This is a genomic window from Arthrobacter sp. Y3221048, from assembly GCF_059092685.1.
Genome location: NZ_JBNHHX010000001.1, coordinates 175658 through 197712, shown reverse-complemented (window position 1 = coordinate 197712; position 22055 = coordinate 175658). Strand labels below are relative to the sequence as shown.

Annotated in this window: 21 protein-coding genes; 9 read left to right on the top strand and 12 right to left on the bottom strand. The window is 67.6% G+C overall.

What is annotated here, in order from left to right; translation table 11 throughout:
• Window positions 1-20: 20 nt before the first annotated feature.
• Entirely contained in the window at window positions 21-1430 is a 1410-nt protein-coding gene (locus AC5RVS_RS00930; RefSeq protein WP_494106750.1) for a purine-cytosine permease family protein, read from the top strand.
• Window positions 1431-1446: 16 nt separating this feature from the next.
• Window positions 1447-2079 carry a cyclase family protein gene (locus AC5RVS_RS00925; RefSeq protein ID WP_493988732.1) on the top strand — a complete coding sequence of 211 codons (633 nt, stop codon included), beginning with the start codon at window positions 1447-1449 and terminating at the stop codon, window positions 2077-2079.
• A 63-nt stretch (window positions 2080-2142) separates the two neighbouring features.
• Here the strand turns inward: AC5RVS_RS00925 and AC5RVS_RS00920 are convergent, their stop codons facing one another.
• Window positions 2143-3366, bottom strand: coding sequence for a glycine cleavage T C-terminal barrel domain-containing protein (locus AC5RVS_RS00920; protein ID WP_494106749.1), 1224 nt, complete (start codon window positions 3364-3366; stop codon window positions 2143-2145).
• A 431-nt stretch (window positions 3367-3797) separates the two neighbouring features.
• Here AC5RVS_RS00920 and AC5RVS_RS00915 point away from each other — a divergent pair, with 431 nt between their 5' ends.
• Entirely contained in the window at window positions 3798-4322 is a 525-nt protein-coding gene (locus AC5RVS_RS00915; RefSeq protein ID WP_494106748.1) for a CarD family transcriptional regulator, read from the top strand.
• Window positions 4323-4440: 118 nt separating this feature from the next.
• On the opposite strand, the gene AC5RVS_RS00910 is transcribed toward AC5RVS_RS00915, so the two are convergent.
• Together AC5RVS_RS00910 and AC5RVS_RS00905 are read right to left on the bottom strand one after the other, a co-directional pair.
• Window positions 4441-5124, bottom strand: a complete 684-nt coding sequence (locus tag AC5RVS_RS00910) for a pullulanase X25 domain-containing protein (protein WP_494106747.1) — start codon at window positions 5122-5124, stop codon at window positions 4441-4443.
• Between the two features lie 178 nt (window positions 5125-5302).
• Window positions 5303-6352, bottom strand: coding sequence for an NAD(P)-dependent alcohol dehydrogenase (locus tag AC5RVS_RS00905; protein ID WP_494106746.1), 1050 nt, complete (start codon window positions 6350-6352; stop codon window positions 5303-5305).
• Between the two features lie 103 nt (window positions 6353-6455).
• Between AC5RVS_RS00905 and AC5RVS_RS00900 the strand changes: the two genes are divergently transcribed.
• On the top strand, window positions 6456-7175 hold the full coding sequence (locus AC5RVS_RS00900) for a TetR/AcrR family transcriptional regulator C-terminal domain-containing protein (RefSeq protein ID WP_494106745.1): 720 nt from the start codon (window positions 6456-6458) through the stop codon (window positions 7173-7175).
• Window positions 7176-7293: 118 nt separating this feature from the next.
• A complete protein-coding gene (locus AC5RVS_RS00895; RefSeq protein WP_494106744.1) occupies window positions 7294-8085 on the top strand; it encodes a ZIP family metal transporter in 792 nt (263 codons plus the stop codon).
• Between the two features lie 93 nt (window positions 8086-8178).
• On the opposite strand, the gene AC5RVS_RS00890 is transcribed toward AC5RVS_RS00895, so the two are convergent.
• Window positions 8179-10773 carry an ATP-dependent Clp protease ATP-binding subunit gene (locus AC5RVS_RS00890; protein ID WP_494106743.1) on the bottom strand — a complete coding sequence of 865 codons (2595 nt, stop codon included), beginning with the start codon at window positions 10771-10773 and terminating at the stop codon, window positions 8179-8181.
• A 313-nt stretch (window positions 10774-11086) separates the two neighbouring features.
• On the opposite strand from AC5RVS_RS00890, the gene AC5RVS_RS00885 reads away from it, so the two are divergent.
• Window positions 11087-11461 (top strand): LexA family protein, encoded by a 375-nt coding sequence (locus AC5RVS_RS00885; protein ID WP_494107290.1) that lies wholly within the window; start codon window positions 11087-11089, stop codon window positions 11459-11461.
• On the top strand, window positions 11454-12827 hold the full coding sequence (locus AC5RVS_RS00880) for a Y-family DNA polymerase (protein ID WP_494106742.1): 1374 nt from the start codon (window positions 11454-11456) through the stop codon (window positions 12825-12827). The genes AC5RVS_RS00885 and AC5RVS_RS00880 overlap by 8 nt, the downstream gene beginning before the upstream one ends.
• 65 nt (window positions 12828-12892) lie before the next feature.
• On the opposite strand, the gene AC5RVS_RS00875 is transcribed toward AC5RVS_RS00880, so the two are convergent.
• The 6 genes from AC5RVS_RS00875 to AC5RVS_RS00850 all read right to left on the bottom strand — a co-directional run bounded on the left by AC5RVS_RS00875 (window position 12893) and on the right by AC5RVS_RS00850 (window position 18321).
• Complete coding sequence (locus AC5RVS_RS00875) at window positions 12893-13111, bottom strand: hypothetical protein (protein WP_493988741.1); 219 nt, start codon at window positions 13109-13111, stop codon at window positions 12893-12895.
• 72 nt (window positions 13112-13183) lie between these two features.
• The gene (locus AC5RVS_RS00870) at window positions 13184-13618 is read right to left on the bottom strand and encodes a hypothetical protein (RefSeq protein WP_494106741.1); all 435 of its coding nucleotides are present in this window, start codon (window positions 13616-13618) and stop codon (window positions 13184-13186) included.
• A 66-nt stretch (window positions 13619-13684) separates the two neighbouring features.
• Window positions 13685-13897 carry a hypothetical protein gene (locus tag AC5RVS_RS00865; RefSeq protein ID WP_494106740.1) on the bottom strand — a complete coding sequence of 71 codons (213 nt, stop codon included), beginning with the start codon at window positions 13895-13897 and terminating at the stop codon, window positions 13685-13687.
• 83 nt (window positions 13898-13980) lie between these two features.
• Complete coding sequence (locus AC5RVS_RS00860) at window positions 13981-15051, bottom strand: NAD-dependent epimerase/dehydratase family protein (RefSeq protein ID WP_494106739.1); 1071 nt, start codon at window positions 15049-15051, stop codon at window positions 13981-13983.
• A gap of 141 nt (window positions 15052-15192) precedes the next feature.
• Window positions 15193-16842 carry a catalase gene (locus AC5RVS_RS00855; RefSeq protein ID WP_494106738.1) on the bottom strand — a complete coding sequence of 550 codons (1650 nt, stop codon included), beginning with the start codon at window positions 16840-16842 and terminating at the stop codon, window positions 15193-15195.
• A 252-nt stretch (window positions 16843-17094) separates the two neighbouring features.
• On the bottom strand, window positions 17095-18321 hold the full coding sequence (locus tag AC5RVS_RS00850; RefSeq protein WP_494106737.1) for an MFS transporter: 1227 nt from the start codon (window positions 18319-18321) through the stop codon (window positions 17095-17097).
• A 225-nt stretch (window positions 18322-18546) separates the two neighbouring features.
• Between AC5RVS_RS00850 and AC5RVS_RS00845 the strand changes: the two genes are divergently transcribed.
• Window positions 18547-19026, top strand: coding sequence for a TetR family transcriptional regulator (locus AC5RVS_RS00845; protein WP_493988747.1), 480 nt, complete (start codon window positions 18547-18549; stop codon window positions 19024-19026).
• 138 nt (window positions 19027-19164) lie between these two features.
• On the opposite strand, the gene AC5RVS_RS00840 is transcribed toward AC5RVS_RS00845, so the two are convergent.
• Window positions 19165-20100 carry an NADP-dependent oxidoreductase gene (locus AC5RVS_RS00840; RefSeq protein WP_493988916.1) on the bottom strand — a complete coding sequence of 312 codons (936 nt, stop codon included), beginning with the start codon at window positions 20098-20100 and terminating at the stop codon, window positions 19165-19167.
• Window positions 20101-20378: 278 nt separating this feature from the next.
• Between AC5RVS_RS00840 and AC5RVS_RS00835 the strand changes: the two genes are divergently transcribed.
• A complete protein-coding gene (locus tag AC5RVS_RS00835; RefSeq protein WP_493988748.1) occupies window positions 20379-21005 on the top strand; it encodes a malonic semialdehyde reductase in 627 nt (208 codons plus the stop codon).
• Window positions 21006-21133: 128 nt separating this feature from the next.
• On the opposite strand, the gene thiD is transcribed toward AC5RVS_RS00835, so the two are convergent.
• Window positions 21134-21967, bottom strand: a complete 834-nt coding sequence (thiD, locus tag AC5RVS_RS00830; protein ID WP_493988749.1) for a bifunctional hydroxymethylpyrimidine kinase/phosphomethylpyrimidine kinase — start codon at window positions 21965-21967, stop codon at window positions 21134-21136.
• Window positions 21968-22055: the final 88 nt, after the last annotated feature.

Below are 22055 nucleotides of genomic sequence, written 5' to 3'. Positions count from 1 at the left end.
ATTTCGTCCCGAGGACCATCATGAACCTCTACCAGCGCCTCGATACCCACCTGCAGCAGAATGCGGACGGCTTCGGTCCCATCCGCGGCGCATTGTCGACACCCCGCATCGGGATGATCTGGCTGGCCGCCAACTTCGTGGTCACCACCCTGCTGACAGGCACGCTGTTCATCCCCGGCATCGACTTCGGCTCCGCCATCTGGCTGATCGTCATTGGCACCCTGGCCGGCGCCGTTGTGCTGACGCTGATCGGCAACATCGGTACCCTGACCGGCCTGCCCACCATGGCCATCACCCGCGGGGCCTTCGGCACCCGCGGCAGCCTGTTGCCGGTAGCCGCCAATGTGATCATCCTGATGGGCTGGAGCTGGGTGCAGGCCATGCTTGCCGGAGTCACCGTCAATTACGTGGTGGCGCAGCTGACCGGCTTCTCCAACCCCATCCTGTTCGCCGTGCTGTGCCAAACCCTGGTCGTCTGCCTTGCCATCCTCGGGCACGAAGGCATCGCGAAGGTAGAACCGTGGCTCGCCGTCGTCATTCTCGCGATCATGGTGTACGTCTTCACCACCGCCTTCACCACGTTCGGCCCGGCAGAGTTCGGCGGCATCGGCGTCGACGCGTCGCTCGGCTACACCAGCTTCGTGGTGCTGGACATCGTGATCGCGACGGCCATTTCCTGGACCGTTCTGTCCGCGGACTTCAACCGCCTGGCCAAATCCAGCCGCGCGGGCATCCTTGGCTCCGGCATCGGCTACACCGTTTCCACGGTTCTGGCCATGTCGCTGGGCGCCACCGCCATTGGCTACGTGATTCTCTTAGGCGAGCCGGCCGCCGAGTTCGATCCCACCGTCATTGTGGCTGCCTTCGGCACGCCGCTGGCCATTGTGATCTTCATGTCCGTCATGGCCACCAACACGATGGTGGTCTACGGGATGGTCACCACGATCGTGAACGCCCAGTCCCGGTGGAAGCTCCGGTTCCTGCCTACAGCCCTGGTGGTCGGCGTCATCTCGATAGCCGGTTCCACCTGGTTGGCCCTGTTGAACCAGTTCACGGACTTCCTGGTCACGATCAGCGCGTTCTTCGTGCCGGTGTTCGCGATCATGATCGTGGACTACTACATCATCAAGCGCCGGAGCTACAACCGCGACATCCTGAGCGAGGGAGGCGGACGGTACTGGTACACCGGCGGGGTGAACTGGGCGGCCATCGCGGTGTGGGTCATCGGCGCCGCGGCCTCCTACGTGCTGACCTACCTGTGGCCCAGCCCGGTCGGTGCCACCATCCCTGCCTTCTTGCTCAGTTTCCTGCTGTACCTGGCCCTGTCCATCAGGAGCCGAGAACGCTTCGCCGGCGAACGGGCCGGCCACCTGGCCGAACAGCCGGGAGCGGTGCCCGGCGCCGAATTGCCCAGCGCCGGGGGAGACTGAGCGGGCCGTGAGGTGCGTGGACCTGACGCATCCCGTCTCCTCGGGGATGCAGGTCTTTCCCGGGGACCCGCAGGTGAAGATCGCCCGTGCGCTGACCATCACGGAGAACGGAGTGGAAGTCTCCGAACTGCAGCTGGGCAGCCATGCCGGCACCCACTTCGATGCTCCGTGCCACAGCATCGAAGGCGGCCGGACCACCTCCGAGGTGTCGCTCGACGAACTGGTCGGTGAAGCCCTGGTTTTGCAGGTTCCGGGCCTTGCCGCGGGGGAGGAAATTTGCTGGCACCAGCTGGCCGGCCAGGTGCCGGGAAACGTGCCCGCGATCGTCGTAGTGGCTACCGGGTGGGACCGCCACTTCGGCACCGAGGCCTACTTGGACCACCCTGTGCTGTCCCGGGCGGCAGCCGATGAACTCAGCCACCGGGGCATGCGCGTGCTGGCCGTGGACACGCTGAATCCCGATCGCACCCTGCAGCCTGCCGAGACGTTCAGCCTCCCGGTGCATGAGCTGGTGCTGGGCTCCGACGGCCTGATCGTGGAAAACATTCGGCACGCCACCACGCTGCCCGTCCGCTGCCGGGTCGGCTTCTTCCCGCTCAAGCTGACCGGAACAGATGGTGCTCCGGTCCGCGCCGTCGCCTGGACGTAGCCTCGAACGACGGCGGAGCCCGCCTCTGGGAGGTGGGCTCCGCCGTCGTTGTGGCTTACGGTTTCAGTCCTTGGGCGTGGCCTTGGCGGGGTCGACGAAGGGCTTTTGGACGACCTGGCCTTCGCGGACTCCCTGGGGCGTGTGGATGGACAGCGTGGTGCCTTCGCTGCTGAGGTTGATCGGCACCATGGCCAGGCCGATGTTGCGTTCCAGGCGCGGGGAGTGGCAGGCGCTGGTGACCTCGCCCACGGGGGAGCCGTCGCCGATCGAGACCGGGAAGGGCTCGATCATGGAGCCGTCGTTGTAGCTGCCCAGCGGTTCGCCGCCGAACTCCACGCCGACCATCAGCCGGTCAATGCCCTTCTCCCGGATGCGGCCGAGCGCTTCCTTGCCCACGAAGTCCGCTTCCTGGTCCAGATCCACCATCCAGTTGTAGTCGTAGCCAACTTCCAGCGGGTTGGTCCTCAGGGTGATGTCGCAGCCGTAGGCCAGCATGCCTGCCTCGATGCGGCGCATGTGGCAGGGCCCGATGACCCGCAGGTCGTGCGCCTGGCCTGCTTCCCAAATGGTGTCCCAAAGGCGGCCGGCGTTTTCGGTGGCGTTGTAGAGGTAGATTTCGTAGCCGACCTCGCCGGTGTAGCCGGTCCGGCTGACCACCACGTCCATGCCGTTCAGGGTGTGGTGCTGCATGTAGTAGTACGGCATGTCCAGGATCTGCGGGCCGAACAGGTCGGACATCAGCCCCTTGGCCTTGGGGCCCTGGATCTGGACGGGCGCCACATCCACTTCTTCCACGGTGACGTCCCAGCCGCCGGCGTGCGCCAGGCCCATGGCCCATAGGTGCACGTCGCTGTCCGCCAGCGAGAGCCAGAACTTGTTTTCCTCGACGCGCAGCAGGATGGGGTCGTTGATGATGCCACCGTCGGGCGCGGTGATGAAGGCGTACTTGCACTGGCCCACCTCGCACTTGGTCAGGTCCCGCGGGGTAAGCATGTTGGTGAAGTCGAAGGCCTGCGGGCCGCTGATCTGCAGCTGCCGCTCCACGCCGACGTCCCACAAGGTGACGTCATTCAGGAGTGACCAGTACTCGCTGACCGGGTCGCCGTAGTGGCGCGGGTGGTACGTGTGGTTGTAAACGCTGTACGCCGCGACGCCGTGCTCCCGCGACTTCCAGAAGTAGGGCGACTTGCGCAGCCGGGTGTAAAGCGTGATGGCCGGGTTGGGGTTGACGCGGGATGAATCGGTGCCGTTGATCTGGGCGGAGCCAGAATCGAGAATCTCCGACATGTGGGCTTCCTCCTTCGAGGTTCTGGCGCCAGCCGGACCTGAAGTAAGTTGCGCATGGTGCGCAACTTTGCGCCATGTGAGACTGCCATCGTGGCAGTCGCGCCACCGGGGAGTCAAGGGGTAGCCCCGACCGCTTGCCCGCCGCCGCTGTGTCCCATCCGCGGGGCGGCCCAAGCCTCCGCGAGGGGCTCCACCAGCCGGGATTCCCGGGTACATAGGCCGCACGCGTGAGATAATTGAGACAGCCAAGCTCGCGGGTTCGGGGCGGGTCCATCCGCATGGTCTCGAACCGGTCCGCGTGCTCACTGATACCGAATCCCCGGTTTTGCACCGCAGGTTCGGAGGTGGGACGACCGTCTGGCGCGAGGGCCCTGCGGCCCTCCGTCCACTGATGTCGAGTGTGGCGCTCGTGCGAATCAGAGGACTCTTGAATGCATTTTGCTGAAGGTCAAACCCTTGTTCACCCACACCACGGTCCGGCCATTGTCCAAGGCATCAGGACCCGGCCCCTGCGGCAGGACGCGGAATGCCGCTACGTCATGCTGGAGGTCAAGAACTCGAACCTGACGGTCGGCGTTCCGGTCGAGAAAGCCGAGCAAGTCGGCCTGCGGGCAGTCTTCGACGAGGGACAGCTGGAAGCACTGTTCGACGTGCTGCGCGCCCCCTCCCAGAAAGAGGATCCGCAGTGGTCCCGGCGCTTCAAGGACAACCAGGAACGGCTCCGCACGGGGGACATCTTTGTGATCGCCGGATTGGTCCGCGACCTCACCCGGCGGCTGCACGCCAACGGCACGATGTCCCACGCCGAGAAGGACATGCTGCAGTACGCCAAGAAGCCGCTCGTCACGGAGATTGCCCTGTCCAAGGGCATCGGGCTGGAGGAAGCCGAAGAGATCCTCGATGCCGTGGCGACCTGCCCGGTGCCGGCGGCGGAGGAGCTGGCCGCCAGCGCCTGAACGACGACGGCGCGCATGGCGGTGCGCATGACGGCACACGACGACGGCGCACGACGACGGTGCGACGGCCGCGGGGCAGGCGCGACTCGCGACGGGTCAGGCGCGGGTTACGACGGCGTCAGGCGCGGACCAGCCGGGATGCCGCGGCCAGGTCATGCGTGGCGTGGTCGTACGCGATGGTGAGCGCACCGCCGTCGTGCTCGAACTCGTGGTTGGAGCCGTCCGGGAGGCCATACGCCCCGTAGTTTTCCTCCCACGAGCCGTTCAGCGCGAACTTGAAGGCATACCGGCCGGCGGGCAGCTCGGCGTCCAGCTTCCACAGGCCGTCGGAGGCATCGAAGAGCATTTGCACCGCCCCGTCGGCCGGTTCCCAATCGCGTTCGGCGCCGAGCAGCACGCCAAAGTCGCCAACTACGGCGACTCCCGCAGGCTGTCCGGCGGGAAGCGTGGGCTCCGCTGCCGGCGGCGACGGTTCCGGCAGCGGGGTCCCCGCGGCGAGGGCCGTGGCCAGGTCCGCCGCGTCGGGAAACGCGGTGACGGCCAGCAGCCCGTCCTCGGTGATGGCCCACCCGCCGCGGCCCTTGGACATCCAGCCGGCTTTCACCAGCCGGGCGGTCGCCGTCGTCAGGTTTTTGAATCCGCGGGGCACGCCGCCGCTGAGCAACTCCTGCTCGTGCGCGGTCGGCGGCACGCGCCGCAGCGCCTCGCTGATGACTTCCCTGGCGTCCGGCCGGGTGCCGGTCGCGGCTGCGGCCGCCAGAATCTCGAGGACGGGTTTGAGACGCAGATGGGTCTTGAGCATGGCCGTGGCTCCTTCGCGGTCTGCCTGAACTGGTGACGCTCCCAGTCTGCGACCCGGCCACGCGGAGCACCACTATTTGGCGTTGTGTGTCGGCTCCCCTTAAGCGCGCAGGTCCCTGGGATCCGGGGCCGGCCGGCCGGCCCCGGATCCTTGGCCGGCTATCGCCCTGATGCTCCGGCTACAACGTGATGACCACCTTGCCCCGCACCTCGCCGGCCTCCAGGCGGCGCAGTGCTTCCGGCATCTGCTCCAGCGGATAGGTGTGGTCGAGCACTGGTTTCAGCTGCCCCGAGACGATCAGCTCACTCAGCCGTTCGAGATCGGAGGAGGTCTGGCGCGCCATGAACATGACAACACGCTGCCGGTTGAACAGGGACAGGAACATTCCGCCCAGCGGCCTGAACAGGCCGCCGGTCCAGCGGTCGCCGTGTTCGCCGCCGACAATAACCGCCGTGCCGGCAGGGGCGAGGGCCCGGCGCACGCGCGACAGGGACGGGTTCCCGGCTATATCCACGATCACGTCGTACCGGTGTCCTCCTGCCGCAAAGTCTTCGCGGGCGTAGTCGATGACGGTCTCAGCGCCGAGGCTTCGCACCAGCTCCACCTTGGCGGCGCTGCACACGCCGGTCACCGTCGCGCCCAGGGCCGTGGCTATCTGCACGGCGTAGGTGCCGACGCCGCCGGAGGCTCCGGTGATGAGTACCCGGTGCCCAGCCTGGACACGGCCGATGTCCCGCAGCGCCTGCAGTGCTGTCACGCCGGAGACGGGAAGGGCCGCGGCCTGCTCAAAAGTGAGTTCTGCGGGCTTGGGGGCCAGCAACGACTCCGCTGCCACCGCAAATTCCGCGAAGGAGCCTTTGCCGAAACCGAAGACCTCGTCCCCGATCGAGAATTTCGTGACGGCACTGCCTACGGCCGCTACCGTTCCCGCGACGTCAAGCCCGGGGATCGGATTCTTAGGGGACTTCCACCCGGACACAGCGCGGACCGGATACGGCAGGCCGGTGGCCATGTGCCACGTGCCGCGGTCCAGGCCGGCGGCGCGGACCTTGATGAGGACTTGGCTTTCGCCGACCTCCGGTACTGCGATATCGGCCGGGTGCAAGGCATCGGTAATTCCGTACCGGGTCTGCACAATTGCGCGCATGGTGGGTTTTGCCGGGGCGGGGGAGGCGCTGTCACGCAGCGGCTCCGTGTTGGCCGCCGACGGGGAATCTGATGGTTCCATGGGACTTCCTTCTCGAGGATGTGGATGACGTGGAGCCCAAGTATTGCCGTACAAAGTACGAAGGTACCGTACAAAGTACGGGAATGCTATAGTCGCGGGAACAATGATCAAAAAACCAGGCAGCGCCCCCGCAGAACGCGTTCCGCTCAGCAGGGAGCGCGTGCTCCGTGCCGCCATCGAGATCGCCGACGGCGGCGGGCTGGCCCGCCTCACCATTCGCTCACTGGCCGACGCGCTGGACGCCAAACCCATGTCGCTCTACCACCACGTCCGCAACAAGGACGAGATCCTCGACGGCATCGTCGATGCCGTCTTCGAAGAGATAGAACTGCCGGTGCCCGGGGAAGAATGGCAGGCGGAGTTGAAGCGGCGTGCAGCCTCGGCCCGCGACGTGCTGCGACGCCATCCGTGGGCCATCGCCTTGATGGAATCGCGCACGACGCCCGGACCGGCAAACCTGCGCCACCACGATGCAACCCTGGGCGCCCTTCGTGCCGCCGGATTCTCGCTGCCGCTGGCGGCCCACGCCTATGCGCTGTTGGATGCATACGTTTACGGGACGGCTCTTCAGGAGGCGTCCTTGCCTTTCGACGGCCCGGACAGCTTGGCGGAAGTCGCCGGGCCGATGGTGGAGATGTTCACCGCCCAGGACTATCCACACCTGCGGGAGCTCGCCGTGGAGCATGTGCTGCAGCCCGGATACGAATTCAGCGACGAGTTCGATTTCGGCCTCGACCTCATTATCGGCGGCCTGGCAGCGTCCCTGCACGGCCCCGGGCCCGGGGAAGAATCAACGGAGAGGGCGGAAGCGCCCTCGCCCTGAACCATGGGTCGCGGGAAAGCCGTAGCGGCTAATGCCGGGGAACCCTGATCCGAGGCCGGGGAGCCGCCGGTGCCCCGCCAATGTTCCGCGGCTGCCGCCGTTTTCCTATACTGGCGGGATGGGAATGCCGGTGCTATTCGGCGTCGTGGCTTCCAGCGCCTTGGTGCTGGGCGCGTTCATCGGTGTGAAGTTCGAGCTGCCCAAGCGTGTGCTGGCGATCCTTCTGTCTTTCGCGGCCGGTGCGCTGATTACGGCGCTGGCATTTGAACTGTTTGAAGACTCCTACGAGCGCGGCGGCATCTGGCGGGCGGTGATCGGCCTGGGTGTTGGGGCTGCGGTATTCACGGCGCTGAGCGCGCTGCTGGACCGCTGGGCGCAGCCGTCGTCCCGTTCCACGCCGGCGGACGAGTACCAAGGCAGTGCCAAGCTGGATACCAATGCGGCTGCCGCGGAGCATGCTCCTACGGCTGAGACCACCCGGGGCACTGCCGGACTGGCTCTGCTGGCCGCGGTCACGCTCGACGGCGTGCCGGAGAACCTTGCGATGGGTGTGGCCTTGGGCGAGGGAACCGGCGGGTTGGCCCTGCTCGCTGCGATCTTCGTCTCCAACCTGCCCGAGGCGCTGGTGGGAGCCGCTTCCATGCGCAGCCAGGGCAAGTCGGCGCTCGCGATTATCGGGCTCTGGAGCGCCTGCGGAGCCCTGCTGGTCATCGCCGTCATCATTGGTGCGGGCCCGTTGTCCGGCAGCGACCCGGAATCCATCTCGTTGCCGCTGGCCTTCGCGGCCGGGGCAGTGATTGCCTCGTTGGCCGACACCCTCATGCCCGAGGCCTACGAACACGGTGGCCCGGCGGTCGCCATGAGCACGGCCGCGGGGTTCGTTTTGTCCTACGCACTGTCGCTGGCGTGAGCCGGAGGCAGCGGTGGCGGGACGCCCCATCCGTTGGAGTGCCCCGCCGTCGCTCTGTCGCGGTCGGTTGCCCCCGTCGTGCGGTCGCCGCCGCTATGCCGCCGCGGCCATGCTGGCCGCTGCGACCCGCAGCCCATCGTCGCCGGCGGCGACGCGGATCCGCCCGCCCTCGGCAACGGCCTCGGCCACCAGCAGGTCCGCGATACGGTCATCCAGCTCTCGCTGGATCACCCGGCGCAGCGGCCGGGCGCCGTATTCGGGCTCGTAGCCGGCCTCGGCGATCCACTTCACGGCGTCCTCGCCAACCTCCAGCGCGATGCCTTGGGCCGCCAGCCGGGCTTCGGTCTTGCGCAACTGCAGCCGCACGATGGAACGCAGCTGCTCCTGCTCCAGCTTGCGGAACAGCACGATTTCGTCGATCCGGTTCAGGAACTCCGGCCGCATGGTTTCGCGCAGCCGGCCCATCACCCGGGCGCGCAGATCCTGCTCGCTCCCGAAGCCGTCCACTCCGTTGTTGGCGGTGAAGCCCAGCGCTCCGCCCTTGCTGGCCAGGAACTCCGACCCGAGGTTGGAGGTCATGATCACCACCGTATTGCGGAAGTCCACGGTGCGGCCCTGCCCGTCGGTGAGGCGTCCGTCGTCGAGGACCTGCAGCAGCAGGTTGAACACGTCCGGATGGGCCTTCTCCACCTCGTCCAGCAGCACCACCGAGTAGGGGTGCCGGCGGACGCGCTCGGTCAGCTGGCCGGCCTCGCCGTAGCCCACGTAGCCCGGAGGTGCGCCGACCAGCCGCGAGACGGTGTGGCGCTCGCCGTATTCACTCATATCGAAGCGGATCATGGCGTCCTCGTCGCCGAACAGCGACTCCGCCAGCGCCTTGGCCAGCTCGGTCTTGCCCACACCGGTGGGACCCAGGAACAGGAAGCTGCCGACGGGCCTGCCCTCGTCCCCCATGCCGGTGCGGTTGCGCCGCACCGACTTGGCGATAGCGGTCACCGCATCGTCCTGGCCTATTACCCGGGCGTGCAGGTCCTCCTCCAGCCGGGCCAGCCGCTGCCGGTCGCCCTCCGTCAGCCGGGCGGCCGGAATGCCGGTGGCGCGGGAGATGATCTCGGCAATCTCGGCCTCGCCCACCACATCGGAGGGCGCGACGCCGGGGCGGGCCCCGCCGTCGTGGTCCTCGTCGGCACCGGAGGTTGGCTGGTTGGCGGAGGCGGCTGCCAGCCTGGCCTGCAGCTCTTCGATCTCGTCGCGCAGCTTTGAAGCGTTCTCGTAGCGTTCCTCGGCGACGGCGCCGTTCTTGGCCGATTCCAGCTCTGCCAGCCGGCCGCGCAAAGCCTCCACGTCAACGCGCGGGCCGCGCCGCAGGCTTAGCCGCGCTCCGGCCTGGTCGATCAGGTCGATCGCCTTGTCCGGCAGGAACCGGTCGGTGATGTAGCGGGAGGACATCTCGACGGCGGCGCGGATCGCTTCGTCGGTGTAGGCCACCTGGTGGTGTTCCTCGTAGCGGTCCTTCAGCCCGGACAGGATCTGCACGGCGTCTTCGATCGAGGGCTCGCCGACCATGACCGGCTGGAAGCGCCGCTCCAGGGCGGGGTCCTTCTCCACCTTGCGGTACTCGCCCAGCGTGGTGGCGCCGACCAGGTGCAGTTCACCGCGGGCCAGCCGGGGCTTGAGGATGTTGCCGGCGTCCATGCCGCCCTCGCCGCCGCCGCCGGCACCGACCACGGTGTGCAGTTCGTCGATGAACACGATCAGCTCGCTGCCGGCGGCGCTGATCTCGTCCAGGGTTTTGGTCAGGCGTTCCTCGAAATCGCCGCGGTAGCGGGTGCCGGCCAGCATGCCCGGCAAATCCAGCGAGACCACACGCTTGCCGCGCAGTTGCTCCGGGACGTCGCCGGCCACGATGGCCTGCGCGAGGCCTTCGGCGATGGCGGTCTTGCCCACGCCGGCCTCGCCGATCAAGACCGGGTTGTTCTTGGTCCGGCGCGCGAGGATTTCGATGGTCTGGGCGATCTCGTCGGCGCGGCCAATCACCGGGTCCAGCCGGTCCTCCCGGGCCTGGGCGGTCAGATCGGTGCCGAACTGGTCCAGCATCGGCGTTTCTGCCTGAGGGTTCGCGCCCGGCTGCGGGCCGGCGGTTGTGTTGGGGCCGCCGGCCTGCGCCGCAGCTTTCTCCGCCGCCTGCTGCAGCGCCATCGGGGTCACGCCCGAGCCGGCCAGGATCTGGCCGGCGGGGGTCTCCTGGTTCAGGACGAAAGCCGCGAACAGGTGCTCGGGGTCGATGTACGTGGAACCGAACGCGCGGGCCACCTGGTGCGCGTCCAGCAGGGCACGCTGCGCGGACGGCGTCAGCGACGGCGTTTCGCGGGTCGGGGCGGTCTTTTCCGGCAGGCCCTGCTCGGCGGAGCGCGCGATGGCCTGCGGGTCGGCGCCGGTCAGCTTGATCTGGCTGGCGGCCGGCTCCTGACGGGCCATGACGTGCAAAATGTGCAGGGCGTCCACCTCGATGTGGCCGAGGCCCGCGGCAAACCGGGCCGCCTGTGCCAGCACTTCATGGGTGCGGCGGCTGAGCAGGCGGGTGAGGTCAACGGTGCGCGACTGGGCAGCCCGCTGGCCCTGCAGGTAGCGGGCTAGGAACTCGTCGAATGAACCGTTGCCGGAAGCTGGTCCGAAGAACAGTGGCATGAATGATCCTCCTGTGGAACGTGAGTGCCTTCGACTCATGTTAACGCCTTCGGGTGAAGATTATTCCAGAAGTTCCGCAAACTTGAGTGAAGTCGGCTCACTCTTGCCTGGGGTTGTGGCGCGGGGCGTTCATTTCGGGCGAATTTGTTGTGCCCGAATCGTCGGATCCAATAGGGCGGCCGGACTGCTGGACTGCCGGGGCATGGGCCCGGGTGAGGGCCGGTGCTAGTGTTGTCTTCGAAGCTTTGTTCGAAGACGGGGGTCCGGGATGTTCGGTTTGGAGCAGCCGTCGGATGCGTCGGCCGGCCCGGAAATGGGCACCGGAACGCCCGAGGATGCGCGCGGTTTCCCGTCACCGGCGCGGGACTACTTCCACGGCGGCATCGACCTGAACCGGCACTTGATCCGCGACCGCACCAGTACCTTTGTGATGCGGGTGGCCGGGAACTCGATGGCCGCCGCCGGGATCAGCGACGGCGATGAGCTGATCGTGGACCGCTCGCTGACTCCGCGCGACGGTTCGGTGGTGATCGCGGTGCTGGACGGGGAATTGGTGGTCCGGCGCCTGCATCTCACCGCGGACGGCGTGCGCTTGCAGGCGGACGACGGCGGTGTCCCCACCGAGGTGGGCGAACTCGCGGACCTGAGCATCTGGGGCGTCGCCACCCGTTGCCTGCACCATGTCTAGCGGCCCCGTATCGGGGTCCGGCGCCGCGGCCTCCGGCCAGCCGTCAGGGTCCGGCAACACAACCTTCGGCCAACCGCCCGAATCCCGGCCCGGCGAACGAATCGCGCTGGTGGATGTCAACAATTTCTACGTCTCCTGCGAGCGGGTCTTCGATCCGTCCCTCGAGGGGCGCCCCGTCGTCGTGCTCTCCAACAATGACGGCTGCGTGGTGGCGCGCTCCGAGGAAGCCAAACAGCTGGGGCTGAAAACCGGGACGCCGTGGTTCCAGGTGGCGCCGCGGGCCAAGGCGTGGGGGCTGGTCGCGCGCTCCAGCAACTACGAGCTGTACGGAGACCTGAGCGCCCGGGTGATGGAAGTGCTCGGCCGGTTCGGGACCTGGCAGGAGGTCTATTCGATCGACGAGTCTTTCCTGGGCCTGCCCGGCGATGAAACCCAGTTGCTGGAAACTGCCGGCCGGATCCGGGCCGCCGTGATCCGGCAGGTGGGCGTGCCGGTCAGCGTTGGCGTGGCCCAGACCAAGACGCTGGCGAAGTTTGCCAACCACGTTGCCAAGCGGAATCCGCAGATGGCCGGGGTGTGCTCGCTGGGCTCGATGCCCGCTTCCGACATCGCATGGATCCAGTCGCGCGTGCCGGTCACCGGGCTATGGGGCGTGGGCGGACGGACCGGGAAACGGCTGAACGCCCTCGGGATCGAGTCGATCGCAGACCTGAAGGCCGCGGACCCGCAGGCGATCCGCAAGAAATTCTCCGTGGTGCTGCAGCGAACCGTGCTGGAACTGAACGGGACGCCCTGCATCCCGCACACGGAGGAGCGGGCCGACAAGCAGCAGATCATGTTCTCGCGGAGTTTCTCCACGCCGGTGACCACGCTCGAGGAGATGGACCAGGTGATGGCGGTTTACGCCCAGCGCGGGGCGGCCCGGATGGCAGCCGAGGGACTGCGTGCCTCGGTGCTGACGGTGACGGCGGGGACCAGCAGGTTCGCCGGTGGCGAGGGAGCGTTTCCCGCGGCCAGCGTCAACTTGTCGACGCCTACCCAGGACCCAATCCAGCTGACCAAGGCTGCCGTGGCTGCCATGCGCGGTTGCCTGGTACCCGGCGCCCACTATGTCCGGGCCGGGGTGCTGTTGTCGGGGCTGGAACCCGCGGCCGGGCAGCAGACCTTCGACCCCTTCGTCAGCGATTTGGAACAGCGGCACATCGGCGACCTGTTGGGCGCCGTGCGTTCCAAGTTCGGCGAAGCCGCGATCGGTCTCGGTCAGGGCGGGCTGGCCGCCCCGGCGGCGTGGTCAATGAAACGCGAGTTCTCCTCGCCGCGCTACACCACCGAGTGGAGCGACCTGCCGGTGGTCAAGGCGGATTGATCCACGAACGAAACGGGCATGGCAGCGGCCGGGATCTCTGCGGCCGCTGCCATGCCCGCGGCGGATCAGTCGCTCGGGCTGGTGTCGGTCGTGAGCCCGCGGTCGTCCGGGGTTTCCCGGTCCTTCTCTTCAGCCGGTCCGGGCGCGATGTTCATGCCCTCCTTGCCCTCGGGCTCGGGGGCCGAATCAGCCGCCTCCTCTTGAATGTCAGGCGCCGACGGATCTGCCCCGGTGCCCGACTGGTCCCGCGGACCCTTGACCTGGCCGTTGTCGTTCTCGGTCATGCCAGTCCTTCCTTCTGCCGTTGCTGCAAGCCAAGCCCGGGGAGAAACTCGCTTGCCGATATCCCGGGCAGGTCACACTCCAGGCGGGCGCAGGTCGTCGTCCCTGTTACTGGTGGCGGGTCCGCCCGGCATGGCGCCTCCCTCGCCCGTCCAGCTCTGCCCGAGTTCGTCGCTGTGCGCCGGATCCGAGACGGTGTCGCCGAGGGTGGTCGTCGGGCCAGTGGTGGCAGTGGTGCCGCCGCCGTCCTTCCCTGCTCCGTGGTTGCCGGGCAGCTTGGCGGACGCCACAGACCCGGCCTTCTTGGCCGCTTCGGTGACACGGTCAGCGACTCCCGGGGCCTTCTCCTTGACCATGCCGGTGGCTTCGTGGACTTTTTCCTGGACCGCCGGATTCTGCCAGAACTCCTGGGCCTTGGCCTTCAGCGAATCGTAGGCGGACCTTCCGGATTTCGAGCCGAGGACGAATCCGAGGGCTATGCCGGTGCCGAATGTGAGTTTCCCTTTCACAGCGTGCTCCTGTCAGTAGACGGTTGGTGGGCGGTGCTAGGTAGACCGTTGGTGGGCGTTGCCAAGTCAGCCGGGGAAAGGCGCGTTGGGTGGGTCCTCTCCGTACGCTTTCTTGACCAAGTCGTCGGCGAGCTTCTCATCGCCGTGGACCGGGATGTGGGCCTCGTCGGCTTCCTTGTCGTCGTCGTCGTTGGTGCCGCCTGCGCCGGCGGGCTGGCTCAGATTTTCGTCATCCAGGTCGTCCGGGTGTTCCGGGCGCGGATTCTCGTTCGGATTCATCAGGTCCTCCTTCTCGAGCGGGTCGTCCTGTGGGATCAGCCCGGGCAATGGCGCTCATCGCGCGGCATGCCCATGGGGCCACACTACGCGTCGGTCCTCGGCTTCGCACGGGTCCAGCGGCTGCGCGGGCGCATCGCGGGGGATTCCGTAACCCCTCCGGCCCTGGCCATTCCCGCCAGGACTTCACGGATCGCCGCCAACGAATCCACCTGCGGCACCCAGCCGAGTTCATCCCTGGCCCGGCTGGTGTCCATGACCGGAGCGTAGCGGGCCATGTCCACCCAGCCGGGGTCGCTGGCCAACAGCCGGACGGACCACGCAGCGCCGACCAACTGTCGCACCAGCGGCACGGGAACGGGCAGCCAGCGCCGGGCGCCGAACAGGGAGGCGACGAGGCCGGGCGTTACCACCGGCTCGGCCGCGACGTTGAAGGCGCCCCTCGCGCCCTGGTCCAGCACCCGCCAATACGCGTCCGCCACGTCATTGGCATGCAATGCCTGGAAGATAAACTCCTCGGGAAACGGGAACAGCGGCAGCCGCAGCCGATTAATAAAGAACTTGGGGATCCACCGGCCCACAAAGTAGCGGCCGATCTGGCTGCCGGCCTCGGCCTGGAATATCAGGCCGGGCCGCAGCCGTGCCACCTTAATTTCCGGGTGGTCGTCGGCGAACTGGTCCAACAGCGCTTCCTGCTGGCCCTTGAACCGGCTGTAGTGCGAGCTGGCGATGCCTCTGGCCGGCCAATCCTCGCGGACCCGGGAGTGCTTCGGACCCGGGCTGTACGCGCCGAGCGACGATGCGCAGACCACTTGCCCGACGCCGGCGTTGGTGGCAGCGGCAAGCATGTTCGAGGTGCCGTCCACGTTCACCCGGCGCAACTGCCATTCATCGTGGTTCGGCTGCAGCAGCCACGCGAGATGGACGACGGCGTCGCATCCCTTGAAAGCCTGGGCGAGCCTTTCCTGTGCATCACGGGAGGCGATGTCCACTGAAACCCACGTGACGCCGTCGTAAGGTTCCGTCGTGGCATCGGGCACGCGCCGCGCAATGCCTACGATTTCCACGTCGTCAGCACGTTCGCCCCGCGCCTTCTGCAGCCGGCGCAGCACTGCTGTACCGACGTTTCCGCTGGCTCCGACCACCGCGACTCGCATGCACAGACGCTACCGCGGATACCACGGCTTGGCGAGGGCCGGTGCGGCGGCTGGCCGCCGGAATCTGCGCAGGATTCAGCGTTGCCTCACGCATCGCCGCAGGTCAGCAGGCGCTTGAAGCTGTAAGTTGCAGGGTGAAGGCTAGCGCTCCATTTTGACGCGTTCGTTAGGCACGCAGTGCGTCATGGTTAGCCCGGAGACGTCCCGCGGCCCGTTCTTGCCGAGGTTGGCCATCCACTGCTGCTCCGCTTCGGAGAGATTCTGGCTGGCCAATGGCCCAAGGTCCTTCACCTCGTCCAGCGAGATGCCGATGCCGCCGCCCACGCCCGCGCCGAGCTCGTCCGCGATCATGTAGAGGTGCCAGAGCATGCGCTCCTGAACGGGCCTGTCGCACTGGGACAAGGCGTTGGTCAGATTGGTGATCAGGTCCTCGCGCTCCCAGGCCTCTTGCAGGTAGAACCGCTGGCCGGCCTGCAGGTAGTCGTTGGTCCGCTCGATCCGTTCCCGGGTCAGCCGGCCGCTGATCTCCGGCCCGATGGCGTGGTGGTAGCCGGAATCCTTCTCCGCCTCCTGAAGTCCGCCGGTGATGGTGGGCTCGTAGTTCACGTGCGGGTTCTGGCCCGGCGCCGTGTCCACAAAGTGCGTCAACTGGCCGTCCCGCTGGTTGGTGGCTACCGGCACCTTCGGGCTGTTGACCGGCAGCTGCAGGTAGTTCGGGCCAACCCGGTGCCGCTGGGTGTCGCTGTAGGAGAACGTGCGGCCCACCAGCATCTTGTCGTCGGAGAAGTCCAGGCCGTCCACCAGCACGCCGGTGCCGAACGCGATCTGCTCGCTCTCGGCGAAGAAGTTCTGGGCGGTGCGGTCCAGCACCATCCGGCCGACCGGCTGGGGAGGGAACTGTTCCTCGGGCCATACCTTGGTATCGTCCAGCGGGTCGAAGTCGAGTTCGGGATGCTCGTCGTCGGACATCATCTGCACCACCAGCTCCCACTCGGGGTAGTTGCCGGCTTCGATGGCGTCGTACAGGTCCTTGGTGTGTGAGCCGAGGGTCTGAGCCTGCACGTTGGCGGCGTCCTCGGCTGTCAGCGACTTCACGCCCTGCTTGGGCATCCAGTGGTACTTCACCAGCACCGTCTCGCCGGCAGCGTTGACCCACTTGTAGGTGTTCACGCCGAAGCCCTGCATGTGCCGGTAGTCCGCAGGGATCCCGCGGGGGCTGAAGACCAGCATGACCATGTGCATGGATTCGGGGGACTGGCTGAAGAAGTCCATCGCCCGGTTCGGCACCGACGCCTCGAAGTTCACCGGATCCGGCTTCTGCGAGTGGATGAAGTCGGGGAACTTGATCGCGTCGCGGATGAAGAACACGCCCAGGTTGTTGCCCACCATGTCCCAGTTGCCGTCCTCGGTATAGAACTTCACGGCAAACCCGCGCGGGTCGCGGGCCACCTCCGACGAATCACGGCCGCCGGCCACGGTGGAAAAGCGGATGGCCAGGTCGGTGCGCTTGCCCGCTTCCTGGAACAGCTTGGCGCGAGTGAACTTGGAGATCGGTTCGTCCCCCCACTTGCCGTAGGCCTCGAAGTAGCCGAAGGCCGTGATGCCGCGCGCATGCACCACGCGTTCGGGCACGCGCTCGCGGTCGAAGTGGCTCATCTTCTCCAGGAACTGGTAGTTCTCCAGGGTCGCCGGGCCGCGGGCGCCGACGGTTCGCGTGTTCTGGTTGTCGTAGACCTTGTGGCCCTGGCGGTTGGTCAGGGGCTGGTCCGGGGACTGGGCCGCATCGGTCATGGCTGATCACTCCTAGGGAAATAGGGGATGGCCGCTTGCCGTGATTCCAGCTTCCTCCTCGGCCGGGGCGAGGGCAAGAGTCCGACGGCGGTGCGGCCGAGCTTCGCGGGGAGTGGCCGGGGGCGGTGCTTTTCGCTCCCACGTATAGGCGGCGGCTCCTGGCGTTTTGCCTAGTCAGCGCGCTTTACCGGTCGCCAAAGATGGGCAGATAGTCCGATACCTGGGAGCGAAGCCTCAGCACTCCGGCACCCTCTACCGGTGGGCGAAGCTGAGCCCCAGGCGTTTCTCGCTCAAGTACAGGCTCAGGCCGATGCCAAGGGCCGCGAACGTGCAGGTCATCCACCAGGTGGACTGCCAGCCGCCGGTGACCGTGGCCAGCCAGGCGACGATGGCCGGGCCGGTGAAGTTGCCGACGTTGAAGATCTGCTGCATCAATCCCATGGCGGCCGGGGGCGACCCGTCCGCCGGCGCCAGGTCCACGGCCATGCGGGTGAGGGTGGACGGGATCACCGCTCCCACCATGGAAAACAGCGCCACGCAGGCGAACTGGATGGCCATGCCGCCCGGCGCCACGGTCCAGTCGATGCCGAAGGTGAGCACCGTCGTCGTGCCCATCAGGATGAAGGTGGGGATGATCAGCAGGCGGGGAGGGACGCCGCGCTGCAGCAGGGGAGCGGTGCCGATGGCCCCCACCGCGTTGAGGCCGCCCACCACCGCGGACAGGATGCCCGGCCAGATGCCGGTGACCCCGTTCTGCTCGTAGATGGTGGGCAGGAAGCCGACCACGGCCATCCACTGGACGGTGTAGCAGGCAAACACCACGCCGGCGATCCACGGCTTGGCGGACCGGACGGTGCGGCCGATGCGACGGGTGGCCGCAGGCAGGCCGGAACGGCCGCGCGCCGGGTCCTGCGGCACGAACTTCAGCACCAGCGGGATCGGTATGAGCGTCAGGGCGGCCATGATCCACCACCACGTGTGCCAACTGGTGGCCTGCAGGATGAGCGCGCTGGCCACCAGTCCGGCGAAGGTCGCGAAGCCTTGGTACGCGCTCCAGAAGCCCACCGCCAGGTTGACCCGGACGCCGGGAGTGTTCGCCCGGATCAGTCCCGGCGCCACCACCGTGGTCAGCAGGAAGCCCGCGCCTTCGAGGGCGCGGCAGGCCATCAGCAGGGCGGCCGAGTCGGCGAAGCCCCCGATGACCGATCCGAGGATGAGCAGCCAGAGGCCGGCGAGCAGGCACCGGCGCGCGCCGATCATCTCCGCCAGCAGGGAAACCGCCAGGCCGCCCACCATGCCGGCCACCTGCACCACCCCCAGCAGCACTCCGGCCTGCACCAGGGACATGCCGAGCTCGTCCTGGATGACGGGAATGGCGGAAGGCAGCTTCCAGATGTGCATCGCGGCTGTTACGCCGGCAAGAACGACGACGATCCATGCCGCATCGCCCCGCGGCCGGGTGGCGCTGGTGGTGGCCACGCTGCTCCTTCCCCGCGGGTTTCGATTAGTTGCCTGTACAGACTATCCATGGCGGGAGAGGGGGTGACGCGCGGCACGTAAGACGGGCTCCGGCGTCGTAATAGTTGACTACGATGTGGGCGGAGCGGGCAGGAGCGGCGGACCAAACCGAGGGGCGGCAGTGCCGCGCCGGGGTGGATAGACTGGCCAAGGCGGCAAACCCGCCGGGAACTACGGGAGGGCAACATGTTCGAACCTGGGGCGCCGATCGACGAGGTCGAGCGCGACGTCGAAGCGATCATCATGGAATTGGTTCACGAGCTGGGCGAGCGTGCCGACGCCGATCCGGAGCCGCTGGGCGCCGAGGAGCGCGCCTACATCGCGGCGTTTTCCGACGCCCAGGCCAACAACGACCGCAACCAGACGGCATTGCTGTCCACGGCGATACGGCAACCGAACCTGGCCGAATCGTTGGTCTACCTGAACCAGCGGCTGGACCGGCAGGATCTTGACCCGCGCGAGCCCGTTGGCATCATCGGGATCATCGTCAGGCTGGCGATGGACGGGCTGTGGGTCTCCGACATGCTGGACAGCACGCGGTTCCGGCCCGAGGACCGACGCCGGATCACCGACGTCCTCACCGGCATGACGTACCTGACCGACGCGCGGCTCAAGGAACTGCTGGCCGAGCTGGCGCCCAAGGGACAGGCGTCACCGAAGGGCTGACAGCGCCGACGGGCCCGCCCGCAGCTTAACCGCTGGGGCGGGCCCGTGGCAGTGAGGGTCCATGCGTCCGTCGCGTCGCGGCCGCGCTGCCTTCTGCGGCGTGACCCCTTATCCGGCCTTGCCTGAGCCGGCCTTGCCTTAGCCGGCGTGTCCCGCGAACGGTGTCAGCACGATCTTGCCGGAGGCGTGGCCTTCCTGGCTGTAGCGCATCGCGTCCGCGGCCTGGTCCATTGAAAACGTGCGGTCGATGTCCACGGTGAGCTTGCCGGCGTCGGCCAGTTCGCTCAGCCGTGCGAGCTCGGCACCGTCCGGACGTACCCAGATATAGTGGCCGCCACGTTTGGCTTCGGTCGGATCGGCGATCGACGCGTGCCGTCCGCCGTTGCGCAGCACGGCCAAGGTTTCCTCCAGGACGCCTCCCACGAAGTCCGCGACGGCGTCCGCGCCCTGCGGGGCGAGCCCGCGCACGCGGTGCACCAGCCCGTCGCCGTATTCCACTGGCTCGGCCCCCAGGTCCCGCAGCCGTTGGTGGTGTTGCTTCGAGGCGGTGGCGATGACCCGGAGGCCGCGCTCGACGGCGAGCTGGATCGCAATCCGACCGACGCCGCCGGAACCGTTGTGGATCAGGAGCGTCTCGCCGGTTGCGGGGGCCATGGCGTCCAGGGTCCGTTGTGCCACCATCCCTGCAAGCGGCAGGCCGGCGGCCTGCTCCCAGCCCAGCGATTCCGGCTTGCGCGCCACCATTGATACCGGCAGCGCCACGAGCTCCGCGTAGGTTCCGCCGCTGACGGTGTCGCGGCGGCCGTAGGCATAGACTTCGTCGCCGGGCGTGAATTCGGGGGTATCCGGTCCCACCTCCTCGACGACTCCGGCCACGTCCCAGCCCGGGATCACCGGAAAGTGCACGTCCAGCATCGAGTCCAGTCCGCCGGACATCACCTTCCAGTCCACCGGGTTCACGCTGGCTGCCTTGACCCGGATGAGGACGGAACCCGGTGCCACCTTCGGCCGCGGAACCTCTGACTGCTCCAGAACCTCCGGTCCGCCGTAACGGGAGTAGGTCATGGCCTGCATGGTCTTAACCAACGGATGCCGCCTTCCTGTTTCGCTCCACCCTAGTGGCGGGCTGGGCTCTTGCCTATGCAAAGGCCGCACGGAACGGGGCATGCACTCCCGCGGGCGGCCCTCCCGCGGGCGGCCCTCCCGCGGGCGGCCCCCATTCAGGCGTGTCCGCATCGCCGTGCCGCGGCTCAGAGGACCGGGGCGTAACGAACCTCACAGGCCGGCAGGAAATTCCGGCGTGGAGAGGCGGTGTTCAACCCTGTAGACCCATCCCTCAACTAAGGAGTCACATGAGCGTCGAAACCGTTGACGTCAGCCTGGAGAACGAACTGTCCGTGGACCGCGAGGCCGCGAACCAGCTGTTCCTGGAAGCCCGCACCGCGAACACCTTCTCCACCGAGCCGGTCTCGGACGAGCAGCTCGCAGCCATCTATGAGCTGGCCAAGATGGGCCCGACCATGATGAACAACCAGCCGCTGCGCATCACCTGGGTCCGCTCCGCCGAGGCCCGCGAAAAGCTGGGCGCCCGCATGGCGGAAGGCAACCGCGCCAAGACGCTGACGGCTCCGATGGTCGCCGTGCTCAGCTACGACGCCGACTGGCACGAGCACTTTGAGACGTTCTTCCCGCACGCTCCCGAGCGCAAGGCAATGTTCGACGACAACGCCGAAATGCGTGCAGAGGTCGCCAAGAACAACGCGTGGCTGCAGGCCGGCTACTTCATCATGGCCGTCCGCGCCGTGGGCCTGCACGCCGGCCCGATGGGCGCGTTCGACGCCGCCGGCATCGACGAGGACTTCAACGCCGGTACCTCCCACCGCACGTTCATGGTGGTCAACGTCGGCACCCCGGGCGAGAACCCCTGGTTCCCGCGGCTGCCCCGCCTGGACGCGGAGATCGCCGTCCAGACGGTCTGATCCCGTCAACCGCTGACGACGGCGGTGCCCACCCACCGGAGGCTTGCGAGCTTCCCGGGGAGGGCACCGCCGTCGGCGTTTAAGAAGGCCACCTGGCCCGGAAGCGGGCGCGCGCCGGGGGGCGCAGGTCAGGACAGCGCGGCGCCGCCCTGCCAGAGGGCGTCGAACGGGGCGTTGGAGGAAACCCGGGCCTTGATGCCCTCGGTGACGAAGTCCTTCGCCGTTTTGGCCGCCTGCAGCGGGGTGGCGCCCTTGGCCAGTTCGGCCGTCACCGCGGCGGCCAGCGAGCAGCCGGCCCCGGAGACGGCCACTTCGCCGACCTTCGGCGCGGACAGCACTTCGAGCGTCTCGCCGTCGTAGAAGACGTCCACCGCGTCCGGGCCGGCCAGGCGCACGCCGCCCTTGGCCAGCACCGCGGCGCCTGAGGCCTCGTGGATGATTTTGGCGGCCTGTTTCAGGTCCTCGACGTCGTTGATCGTGATCCCGGAGAGGGACTCGGCTTCGAAGTGGTTCGGGGTGACGAAGGTGGCCAGCGGCAACACCTGCGCCTTGAGCGCCTGGTCCGTGTCCAGCGCGTGGCCGGGTTCCTGCCCCTTGCAGATGAGTACCGGGTCCAGCACGATGTTGTCCCATTCCTGGTTCTGCAGCGCGGCCGCGACGGTGTCGATGGTCGCGGGCGAGCCGAGCATGCCCAGCTTGACCGTCCTCAGCGACCCTTCATAACAGGTTTGGATGGCCTCCAACTGGTCGGCGATGACGCCGGCGTCCACCGGGACGAAGCGGTGGTTCCAGTTGTCCTTGGGATTAAAGGACACAATGCAGGTCAGGGCGGTGATGCCGTAGGTGCCTAAAGCCTGGAAGGTCTTCAGGTCCGCCTGCGCTCCCGCGCCTCCGGTGGCTTCGGAGCCGGCGATGGTCAGCGTGATGGCGGGCCGGTTGGTTTCGGTAGTGGAAACAGACATGCGGCTATTTTCCACTGACACACCCTCAGGCTCCTAATAACGACGGCGGCGCTCACCGCCGGGCGAACGTGCGGACGCACAGGGGAGC

Bases quoted from the DNA above. Each gene is read 5' to 3' on its own strand.
- AC5RVS_RS00930 (WP_494106750.1), top strand. From the start codon at position 21: ATGAACCTCTACCAGCGCCTCGATACCCACCTGCAGCAGAATGCGGAC.
- AC5RVS_RS00920 (WP_494106749.1), bottom strand. From the start codon at position 3,366: ATGTCGGAGATTCTCGATTCTGGCTCCGCCCAGATCAACGGCACCGAT.
- AC5RVS_RS00915 (WP_494106748.1), top strand. From the start codon at position 3,798: ATGCATTTTGCTGAAGGTCAAACCCTTGTTCACCCACACCACGGTCCG.
- AC5RVS_RS00910 (WP_494106747.1), bottom strand. From the start codon at position 5,124: ATGCTCAAGACCCATCTGCGTCTCAAACCCGTCCTCGAGATTCTGGCG.
- AC5RVS_RS00905 (WP_494106746.1), bottom strand. From the start codon at position 6,352: ATGGAACCATCAGATTCCCCGTCGGCGGCCAACACGGAGCCGCTGCGT.
- AC5RVS_RS00900 (WP_494106745.1), top strand. From the start codon at position 6,456: ATGATCAAAAAACCAGGCAGCGCCCCCGCAGAACGCGTTCCGCTCAGC.
- AC5RVS_RS00895 (WP_494106744.1), top strand. From the start codon at position 7,294: ATGGGAATGCCGGTGCTATTCGGCGTCGTGGCTTCCAGCGCCTTGGTG.
- AC5RVS_RS00890 (WP_494106743.1), bottom strand. From the start codon at position 10,773: ATGCCACTGTTCTTCGGACCAGCTTCCGGCAACGGTTCATTCGACGAG.
- AC5RVS_RS00885 (WP_494107290.1), top strand. From the start codon at position 11,087: ATGGGCACCGGAACGCCCGAGGATGCGCGCGGTTTCCCGTCACCGGCG.
- AC5RVS_RS00880 (WP_494106742.1), top strand. From the start codon at position 11,454: ATGTCTAGCGGCCCCGTATCGGGGTCCGGCGCCGCGGCCTCCGGCCAG.
- AC5RVS_RS00875 (WP_493988741.1), bottom strand. From the start codon at position 13,111: ATGACCGAGAACGACAACGGCCAGGTCAAGGGTCCGCGGGACCAGTCG.
- AC5RVS_RS00865 (WP_494106740.1), bottom strand. From the start codon at position 13,897: ATGAATCCGAACGAGAATCCGCGCCCGGAACACCCGGACGACCTGGAT.
- AC5RVS_RS00860 (WP_494106739.1), bottom strand. From the start codon at position 15,051: ATGCGAGTCGCGGTGGTCGGAGCCAGCGGAAACGTCGGTACAGCAGTG.
- AC5RVS_RS00855 (WP_494106738.1), bottom strand. From the start codon at position 16,842: ATGACCGATGCGGCCCAGTCCCCGGACCAGCCCCTGACCAACCGCCAG.
- AC5RVS_RS00845 (WP_493988747.1), top strand. From the start codon at position 18,547: ATGTTCGAACCTGGGGCGCCGATCGACGAGGTCGAGCGCGACGTCGAA.
- AC5RVS_RS00840 (WP_493988916.1), bottom strand. From the start codon at position 20,100: ATGCAGGCCATGACCTACTCCCGTTACGGCGGACCGGAGGTTCTGGAG.
- AC5RVS_RS00835 (WP_493988748.1), top strand. From the start codon at position 20,379: ATGAGCGTCGAAACCGTTGACGTCAGCCTGGAGAACGAACTGTCCGTG.
- thiD (WP_493988749.1), bottom strand. From the start codon at position 21,967: ATGTCTGTTTCCACTACCGAAACCAACCGGCCCGCCATCACGCTGACC.